The sequence below is a fragment of the Clavibacter sp. genome (assembly GCF_014802555.1).
GTDB classification, from domain to species: Bacteria; Actinomycetota; Actinomycetes; order Actinomycetales; family Microbacteriaceae; genus Clavibacter; species Clavibacter sepedonicus.
On sequence record NZ_JAAVCB010000013.1, the window covers coordinates 21,363 to 29,395 of the forward strand.

Here is an 8,033-nt window from a genome sequence, read left to right on the forward strand (position 1 = left end):
GGCCCGATTCCGTACCCGATGACCTCCAAGCTCCTCGTCGCGCTCCTCGTGATCCTCACGGCAGTCGTCGGCGGATCCGCGGTCGTGCGCGCCGATGTCGAGGATCGGGCGGCTCGCGATGCCGTGGCCGCAGGGTGGGGATCGCGGTTCGCGATCCCGGTCCTCCCCGAGGACACGGATCCGGGGATCGTCGCCGACGCGCTCGTGTCGGCAGGTCAAGAGACGGGCGTCTCCGTCATCCGTCGAGCGGAGGGCTTCTCCGGTGCGGGGGAACGCACGACGCTCTACGTGCTCCTGGCAGACGGCTCCGGACTCCCGGGTGCCTTCCCGCTCGAAGCCGGCCGGTTCCTCACACCGGAGGAGTCCCGCGGCGTCACCGGGTCGGTCGCGACGGCAGCCGTCGGCGACCCCGCATCCGTCGGCACCATCGCGGATCTCGGGGGAGACGACCGGTTCCTCATCCGACCGCTGCGCGCCGCCTTCGACACCCTGACGCCCGACGGCGAATACCGCATGGAGTGCAGGACCGCCGAGGACTGCCGCGCCTTCGTGGAGCGCACCGCGGCGATGATCGACGAGCGCGCTCCCGGCGCCGCCCTCACCGCGGACGCGCTGACGGCGACGCACAGCGGGGGAGGATCGAGCACCGGCGGAGTCGAGCCGGTGACCGCGGTCATCGCGTTGCTGGTCCTCTTCGTCGTGATCCTGATCCTCTATCGCCAGCTCGCGCAGGCGCGCCGGACCGGTGTGCTCCGCTTGCACGGCCGCGGCACGTTCGAGGTGTGGTTCCTCATCACGGCGCGGATCGTCCTCCTCTCCGTCGGCATCACCGGAATCGTCGCCGTGGCGGCGACGACGCTGGTGTCCGGGAGCGGCGCTGCCCTGATGATCACCGTCGGCGGAGCCATCGCCCGTCTCCTCGGAGGGCTGCTCGTCGTCTCCTTCCTCACCTGCATCACGATCCGCAGGCTGCGCATCGCGGACGCGCTCAAGGACCGCACCGACACGCGGTCGCTCTTCTGGACCAGCACGGCCCTCAAGGCCGCTGCGACCGTCGTGCTCCTGATCACGGGTGCGACGACTCTGGCGCAGGTCCAGGTCATCCGGCATCAGCAGGAACTGCTCGGCTCCTGGCGCCAGGCAGCGGGATACGCGGTGTTCCATCCGCAGGCGGGCGGAGATGACGCCGCTATCGGCGGCGGCTCCGATCTGGGCCGGCTCGCGAACGCGGTGTTCGACCTCTACGACGAGGCGGACTCGCGCGGCGCCCTCTACGTGGACGACTCGGCCCTGGGATCATCCGACGGCTCCGCGCCGGAGAGCGCAGCGGGCGGCGGATCCGCGCACACGGCCTCGCTCACCGTGAACCCGAACTACCTGGTGTCCTTCCCGGTTGTCGGTGAGGACAGCAAGCCCGTGGTCGTCGAGGACTCGGACGCCGACTGGGTCGTGCTCGTCCCCGCGAGCATGCGCGGTCAGGAGGACGGCCTGCGGCGCGCCATCCTCGACCAGCGGCACAGCGTCGCGCAGGCGGACCGGTCCCTGCTGCACCATGCGGATGCGATCGACACGGCGACGCAACAGGTTCGCATCATCTGGACCAGACCCGATCAGCACCTGTTCGCCTTCGACCCGTCGCTCGGGACGGAGGACGGCGGCCGGGTGACGGACCCTGTCGTGCAGGTCATGACCCGCGGGAACAGCGTCGGCTTCGATCGGGCGAACATGATGCGCGGTGGCGTCGCCGACGCGCTCAAGGTGCGGCTCGACGGCACGACCGAGGACACCCTCGCCGAGCTCGCCCCCACGCTCCATCGTCTGCACCTCGACGACACCCTCACGCACCTGTCGACGCTCGACGACTACCAGGCGGGTGAGGTCCAGCGCCTGGAGGACGACCTGCGGCTCCTCGCCATCACCGGGGCTGTCCTGCTCGTGGGGCTCCTCGTGCTCACCCTCCAGAGCATCGGCCTGATGTTCGATCGGTTCTCCCGCCGGGTCGTGGTTCGCCGCATGTTCGGCCACGGGTTCGTCCGTCGATACGCGGAGTTCCTCGGCGTGCTCGCCGGAGTCTGGTTCCTGCAGATCGCTGCGGCGCTCGCCGCCGAGTCCTCGGGCTATGCCGGCCTCGGTGCTGCCTCGGCGGCGGATGGGAGCCGGGCGGACGCGGGCCCCGCGGGAGTGCTGACCGCCGCCGCGGTCGTGCTCGTCATCGAGCTGGTCGTCTCCACGACGTGGCTCGTGCGCCTCGAGCGGCGGCGCACGGTCGACATCCTCAAAGGAGCTTTCTGATGCACATGACCGGATCCACGCCCGTCGACGGACCCGCGGTGTGCGAGCTCACCGACGTCACGCGGGCATTCCGCGGGCGGGAGGTCGTGCGCGGGCTGTCCCTGCGGGTCGAGGCGGGCGAGATGGTGGCGCTGACCGGTCGGAGCGGATGCGGGAAATCCACGGTTCTCAACATGATCGGGCTCCTCGACCGCCCGACCTCGGGCCAGCTGGCGCTCTTCGGCGCGCCGGCACCGCGTCCCGGGACCCGGGGTGCGCGACGTCTGCTCGCCGAGCGGATCGGGTACCTGTTCCAGAGCTTCGCGCTCCTCGACGAGGAGACGGCGGACGGCAACCTCCGCGTCGCGCAGGCGTGGACGGGAGGCACCCGGCACTCCCGCGCCGAGCAGCGTGCGGATGCGCTGGCGACCGTGGGTCTCGCGGACCACGCACGTGATCGCGTCTACGAGCTGTCGGGTGGCGAGCAGCAGCGCCTGGCCGTGGCGCGGCTGGCGCTGCGGCCCCGGGCCCTCGTGCTGGCTGACGAGCCGACCGGATCCCTGGACCCCGAGAACCGCGCCAGCGTCCTCGACATGCTCGAGGGGATGCGCCGCCGGGGGACGGCGGTCGTGATCGTGACGCACGACCCGGAGGTCGCCGCGGCGTGCACTCGGGTGGTGCCGTTGGAGCGCGCCCGCTAGGCCTTCGGCGTCTTCGCCGCGTTGTAGCGGCGACGCAGGCTGCCGAGGACGATGGTGCCGAGGATCAGGATGATGCCGATGATCCCGAGCCAGACGAGGCCCTTGATGGCGAAGCCGACGACCGTGAGGATCAGCCAGAGGACGAGCAGGACGACGATGAACGCCATGGGGAGGACCTTCCGTTGTGACCCCGCCGGCAGTCGGCCGGACGGGAGGGGATGCGCCGCGGGCCGCCGGAGCGCCGCGCGGCGCCCCGATGCTACCCCCGAGCGGGGAGCCGGGATCGGGATACCGCGCGCGGCGTGCGGGCCGGGCGGGCTCAGGCCTTCGCGGCGTCCAGCGCGTCGGCGATGCGCTCGGCCCGGCGCGTGCGGCGCCCGGCGAGCTGCAGCACGAGCGCGACCAGGGCGCTCGCCGCGACGAACGCGCCGTAGACCGTCAGCACGATCGGCAGACCGTCCGCCTCCACGAAGACGCCCGCGACGATGCTCGGCACGCCGAAGGCGAGGTAGCTGGCCACGTACACGGAGGAGAGGAGGCTCGCGCGCTGGTCGATGGGGGCCTCCGCGAGCACGAGCCGGAGGCCCGCCTGGAACCCGGCGCCGAAGCCGACGCCGCCGATCACCGCGGCGATCGCGAAGAGGGGGAGCGACGCGGTCCAGATCGCGGCGACGAGGCCGACCGGGCCGAGCACGAGGGCGACCACGCCGACGATGAGGCTGCGGCGGGCGTCGCGGGTGCGGATCACGATGCCGGTGATCGCGCCCGTGCCCGTGAACAGCGCGATGGCCGCACCCGTGAGCGCGGCGCTGTGCAGGCCGAACGTGGTGCCGAGCACGGATCCGATGAAGGCGAGGAACATGCCGCCGAGCGCCCAGCTCGCGATCATGCCGCCGACGACCGCCGTGAAGACGGAGCGCGCGGCGCGCGGCACGGCGACCGACGGGACGAGCGATCGGAGCGCGCCCGCGCGGCGCGGCTGCCGCTCGGGGACGAACGCGACGGCGATGCCCGCGGCCACCATGAGCGCCGCGAGCACGACGAACACCGTCTCCTCGGGCGCGGGTCCGTACGCGACGAGGAAGCCGCTGCCGAGCGCGCCGACCGTGAGCGCCGCGGGCGGCACGACGCCGTTGAGGAACGCCGCGAGGCCGGAACGGCGGGTCGGCTGGTGGTCGATCATCCCGGCGCCGAGCGCACCGGTCGCGAGCCCGATCGCGAGGCCCTGGAGGATCCGGGCGACCACGAGTGCGAGCCCGTCGTGCGCGAACGCGAAGACGAGCATGGCGGCGGTGGAGACGGCGAGCGCGCCGAGGATCACGGGGCGGCGGCCGATGTGGTCGGAGAGGCGTCCGGCCGTCAGCAGGGTCGCGAGGAGGCCGGCGACGTAGACGGCGAACACGACCGTCAGCACCACGGGCGGCAGCGCCCATTCCTCCTGGTAGACGGGGTAGAGGGGTGAGGGCGCGGCCCCCGAGGCGACGAGCACGAGCAGCGTGAGCGCGTAGACGAGGAGGCCCGCGGCGGACTCGCGACGGGCGGGGGACGGGGCGGACGCGACCGGCGCACCCGCGGCGGGGACGGATGCGGTCTCGGTGCGGCTGGTCGTCATGTGCGCTCCTCGCGGTGGGCGGATCCCCGCGCACGGGCGGCGGGGCGGGCTGCTCCCCGTCGAGCGCGCGGCCCTCGCGGGTCACGATGGGGGCCAACGGCGCACGGCTCGCGGGAATTCCCCGGGCGGGGGTCACCTAGGCTCGTGCGGTGGCCCATCTACTGGGAGCCGAAGCGCTCCACCTCGAGTTCCCGACCCGCGTGATCTTCGACGAGGTGACCATCGGCGTCAACGAGGGCGACCGGATCGGCATCGTCGGCCGCAACGGCGACGGCAAGTCGACCCTCCTCTCCCTCCTCGCCGGACGCCTCGAGCCCGACAGCGGCCGCGTCACGCGCCGCCGCGGGATCACCATCGGCGTGCTCGACCAGAGCGACACCCTGCCCGACGGCCAGACCGTCGGTGAGGCCATCGTCGGCGGCATCGACGAGCACGAGTGGGCGGGCAACCCGCTCGTCCGCGACGTGATCGACGGCCTCGCCTCCGACGTGCCGTGGGACGCCGACGTCGCCCAGCTCTCGGGCGGCCAGCGCCGCCGCGTCGCGCTCGCGAAGCTCCTCATCGGCGACCACGACATCCTCTTCCTCGACGAGCCCACCAACCACCTCGACGTCGAGGGCATCGCCTGGCTCGCCGGCCACCTCCGCCGCCGCTGGGCGCCGAACTCCGGCGGACTCATCGTCGTGACCCACGACCGGTGGTTCCTCGACGAGGTCGCGAACGCCACGTGGGAGGTCCACGACCGCCTCATCGAGCCGTTCGAGGGCGGGTACGCGGCGTACATCCTGCAGCGCGTCGAGCGCGACCGCAGCGCCGCCGTCTCCGAGGCGAAGCGCCAGAACCTGATGAAGAAGGAGCTCGCGTGGCTGCGCCGCGGAGCCCCTGCGCGCACGGCCAAGCCCAAGTTCCGGATCGAGGCCGCCAACGCCCTCATCGCCGACGAGCCGCCCGCGCGCGACGCCGTCTCGCTCGCATCCATGGCGATGCAGCGGCTCGGCAAGGATGTCGTCGACCTGCTCGACGTGTCCGTCAGCTACGGCGAGAAGCAGATCCTCAAGGACGTCGAGTGGCGCATCGCGCCGGGCGAGCGCACCGGGATCCTCGGCGTCAACGGCGCGGGCAAGTCGACGCTGCTGTCGCTCGTCGCGGGCTCCCTGCAGCCGACGACCGGCAAGGTGAAGCGCGGCAAGACCATCAAGGTCGCCGTGCTCACGCAGCAGCTCGACGAGCTGAAGGACGTCCTCGAGGACCGCGTGTCCACCGTCATCGGCCGCCAGCGCACCACCTACGTCGCCGGCGGCAAGGAGATGACGCCCGGCCAGCTGCTCGAGCGCCTCGGCTTTACGAGCGCGCAGCTGTCCACCCCGGTGAAGGACCTCTCGGGCGGCCAGAAGCGGCGCCTCCAGCTCCTCCTCATCGTGCTCGACGAGCCGAACGTGCTCATCCTCGACGAGCCCACCAACGACCTCGACACCGACATGCTCGCGGCGATGGAGGACCTGCTCGACTCGTTCCCCGGCACGCTCCTCGTCGTGAGCCACGACCGGTACCTCATCGAGCGCGTCACCGACCAGCAGTACGCGGTGATGAACGGGAACCTCCGCCACCTCCCCGGCGGCGTGGAGCAGTACCTGAAGCTCCGCGCGCAGCCCGGCAACGCCGAGAAGGCGACCGTCGCGCGCCCCGACGAGGTCGGTGGCCAGGCCACGGCGACGCTCGGCGGATCGGGCGGATCCGGCGGCTCGCAGCTCCAGGGCGCCGAGCTGCGGAACGCGCAGAAGGAGCTCGCGAGCATCTCCCGGAAGCTCGAGAAGGCGGACACTCGTCGGCGCCAAACGCTCGACGCCATGGCCGCGCACGACCCGAACGACTACGACGGCCTCGGGAAGCTCAACGAGGGCGTGCGCGCCATCGAGGCCGAGGTCGAGGCGTTCGAGTCGCGCTGGATGGAGCTCAGCGAGCTGCTCGAGGGCTGATCATGCGGGCGGTCAGCAGGGACGCCCCGAGCGGTCAGTAGGCGAGCAGGGCGTCCGGCGAGCTCAGCGTCAGCGTCCCGTCGGGCGACCAGACGACGCTGAGCCCGCCTCCGGCCATCCGCACGCTGCCGTCGAACGCGCGCGCCGGGACGTCCGCGATCCAGGTGATCTCGAGGCCCGAGACGGCGAGCTGCGCGGGCGGGGCGCACGACGCGACGCCGGAGCCGGGGCTGTTCCCCGCCGCCGGGGCGGATCCCGACCACGGGTACACGAGCAGGCACGCGTCGCCGGAGCTCGTGCGCGCCACGTAGAGGCCCACGCTCGTCTGCACGCCGCGGATGGAGGTGAGGTCGATGTCGCCGCCCGGCGAGCGCGGCGGCGTGTCCGCCTCCTCCTGGGGAGCGGCGAGGATCCCGTCGACCGCGACGGGGTCCGAGGTGCGGCTGATGTCGGCGCCGAGCAGCGAGCGCACGCTCGCGGGATCGGGCGCCGGCTCGGCGGAGGCGGTGGCTATGGCGGAGGGGGTCGCCGTCGCGTCGGCGGAGGGCGTCGCGGATCCGCCGAGGGAGGTGGCGATGCCCGCGCCCGCGAGCAGCCCGACGACGAGGGCGGCGCCGGCCCACGCGAGCGGGCGGCGGGAGGGGCGCGCGGTGGCGTCGGCGTCGGCCTCGGACGTCCCGACAGCGGCGCCTCCGTCCTCGGCGCCTCCATCCTCGGCGCCGGCGGCGGGGGAGTGCCCGCGCTCGCGGCGGGTCAGCTCGGCGGCCGCGCGGATCCACCGCTCGTCGGTCTCATCGGCCCCCTGCGCGTAGACGCGCTCGCGGAGCGCGTCGAGCGGGAGCGTGATGAGGTCGTCGTCCTGCCCCGGTGCGCGCGCGTCCATGGTGGTCCCCTTCCCGCGTCGACCCTCCCATACCGCCCGCGCGGTCCGACGCGGCCGCTCAGTACGCCAGGATGCGGTTCGGCGTCGTCAGCGTGATGAGGTCGTCGCCTGACCAGGTCGCCGTCACGTCGCCCGTGATCATGCCCGTCGAGCCGTCGCGGTTGCGCGAGGGGAACTCGGTGGTCCACGCGATGCGCATGCCGTCGGACGCGACGCGGTCGGGGGAGGCGCACGTGACGACGCCCGCGCCGCCGCTCGGGAAGACCAGCAGGCACAGGTCGCCCGACGTGGACAGCCCCGCGTAGAGGCCGACGCTCGTCTGCACCGCGCGGATGCTGGTGGCGTCGACGTCGGCGCGCACGGCCTTGGGCGGGCGGTCGCCGTCCTCCTGCGGGCCGTCGAAGATCGCGCCGACCGGGCGGCTGCGCTGGTCGGAGGTGGAGTCGGGGCCGAGGAGCGCGGGGCCGTCGGCGCTCGCCGTGGCGGCCGGGATGGATCGCTCGGCGGCCGGGGGCGCGTCGGCACCGGGGCTCGGGGTGCCGTCGGCCGAGGTCGCGGCGGGGGATCCGGCACCCGCGGCCGCGCCGATC

The 8,033-nt window shown here is 73.3% G+C and carries 6 protein-coding genes and 1 pseudogene; 3 read left to right on the plus strand and 4 right to left on the minus strand.

All coding sequences use genetic code 11. The annotated features are described in order from the left end of the window. Nucleotides 1–18 precede the first annotated feature (18 nt). Both HDR73_RS01285 and HDR73_RS01290 read left to right on the plus strand, forming a co-directional pair. Nucleotides 19–2,292 (plus strand): bacteriocin-associated integral membrane family protein, encoded by a 2,274-nt coding sequence (locus tag HDR73_RS01285; RefSeq protein WP_012299753.1) that lies wholly within the window; start codon nt 19–21, stop codon nt 2,290–2,292. Next, nucleotides 2,292–2,972: an ATP-binding cassette domain-containing protein gene (locus HDR73_RS01290; RefSeq protein ID WP_012299752.1), complete on the plus strand. Its 681-nt coding sequence runs from the start codon at nt 2,292–2,294 to the stop codon at nt 2,970–2,972. Before HDR73_RS01285 ends, HDR73_RS01290 begins: the two co-directional genes overlap by 1 nt. Here the strand turns inward: HDR73_RS01290 and HDR73_RS01295 are convergent. Beyond that, nucleotides 2,969–3,139, minus strand: a complete 171-nt coding sequence (locus HDR73_RS01295) for a hypothetical protein (protein WP_012299751.1) — start codon at nt 3,137–3,139, stop codon at nt 2,969–2,971. The genes HDR73_RS01290 and HDR73_RS01295 overlap by 4 nt on opposite strands. A gap of 152 nt (nt 3,140–3,291) precedes the next feature. Next, entirely contained in the window at nt 3,292–4,584 is a 1,293-nt protein-coding gene (locus tag HDR73_RS01300) for an MFS transporter (RefSeq protein ID WP_287136194.1), read from the minus strand. A gap of 149 nt (nt 4,585–4,733) precedes the next feature. Between HDR73_RS01300 and HDR73_RS01305 the strand changes: the two genes are divergently transcribed. Next, nucleotides 4,734–6,560, plus strand: coding sequence for an ABC-F family ATP-binding cassette domain-containing protein (locus HDR73_RS01305; protein ID WP_041464677.1), 1,827 nt, complete (start codon nt 4,734–4,736; stop codon nt 6,558–6,560). 34 nt (nt 6,561–6,594) lie between these two features. Here the strand turns inward: HDR73_RS01305 and HDR73_RS01310 are convergent, their stop codons facing one another. Next, a complete protein-coding gene (locus HDR73_RS01310) occupies nt 6,595–7,443 on the minus strand; it encodes a hypothetical protein (RefSeq protein ID WP_012299748.1) in 849 nt (282 codons plus the stop codon). 58 nt (nt 7,444–7,501) lie between these two features. Continuing rightward, nucleotides 7,502–8,033, minus strand: a pseudogene (locus HDR73_RS01315) (hypothetical protein); the annotation flags it as partial.

What these genes read in the sequence shown, in the direction of transcription:
- HDR73_RS01285 (WP_012299753.1), top strand. Translation starts at nt 19, where the DNA reads ATGACCTCCAAGCTCCTCGTCGCGCTCCTCGTGATCCTCACGGCAGTC.
- HDR73_RS01290 (WP_012299752.1), top strand. Translation starts at nt 2,292, where the DNA reads ATGCACATGACCGGATCCACGCCCGTCGACGGACCCGCGGTGTGCGAG.
- HDR73_RS01295 (WP_012299751.1), bottom strand. Translation starts at nt 3,139, where the DNA reads ATGGCGTTCATCGTCGTCCTGCTCGTCCTCTGGCTGATCCTCACGGTC.
- HDR73_RS01300 (WP_287136194.1), bottom strand. Translation starts at nt 4,584, where the DNA reads ATGACGACCAGCCGCACCGAGACCGCATCCGTCCCCGCCGCGGGTGCG.
- HDR73_RS01310 (WP_012299748.1), bottom strand. Translation starts at nt 7,443, where the DNA reads ATGGACGCGCGCGCACCGGGGCAGGACGACGACCTCATCACGCTCCCG.